Below are 601 nucleotides of genomic sequence, written 5' to 3' on the forward strand. Positions count from 1 at the left end.
CTTAGTGATAATAATTAAGGCTAGGTGTTAAACATGAAAAGGATTCTAAGTTTTACATTAATTGCAGCTATTCAGGGATGTGCAAATGAACCGAGCGTGTCGCAGCCAATATCATCTGGACTGTACTGTGTTGGGAGTACGGCTCTAAGTGGTGAGTTAAGCGATAAGTTCACACCTGTTCAAGATGAATCACTACTTTCTCAAGCAATCGGAGAACCATTACAAGGAAAATTGTGTCAAGGTTCGGTTTATGAAAGCACACAGGATGTGATTATCTATCGTGTATGGAACAGCACAAATCCTAAAAGCCAACTAGGTCAATGGTGGTCATTTGAGCTTCCGTCTGGTTATACAGCAGACTATAGGAAGAATTTTGAGATTTGTTATCAGTGGTCACCGTTGGATAAATTGGCAAAATGCACTTTGAAAGCAGGCACAAAGGTTGTTGTCGGCAATGGCCAAAGTGCAAAATGTTCAGAGTATCTAAGTTATCCGGTATCCGAGAAGCAGCAAGTATTCATTTCAGAGGCGGCCAGCGTAGTAGAAAATTGTCAGGTTTATGACAGTGTAATTAGCTGGGAATAAGCCAAACGTTGAGCCG

1 protein-coding gene is annotated in these 601 nt (G+C 41.3%); it reads left to right on the forward strand.

The features are described from left to right. Positions 1–33: 33 nt before the first annotated feature. The gene (locus GOU96_RS18100; RefSeq protein WP_267783300.1) at positions 34–585 is read left to right on the forward strand and encodes a hypothetical protein; all 552 of its coding nucleotides are present in this window, start codon (positions 34–36) and stop codon (positions 583–585) included. Positions 586–601 lie beyond the last annotated feature (16 nt).

Origin of the sequence: Vibrio sp. R-1 (assembly GCF_035615595.1) — a bacterium.
GTDB classification, from domain to species: Bacteria; Pseudomonadota; Gammaproteobacteria; order Enterobacterales; family Vibrionaceae; genus Vibrio; species Vibrio cholerae.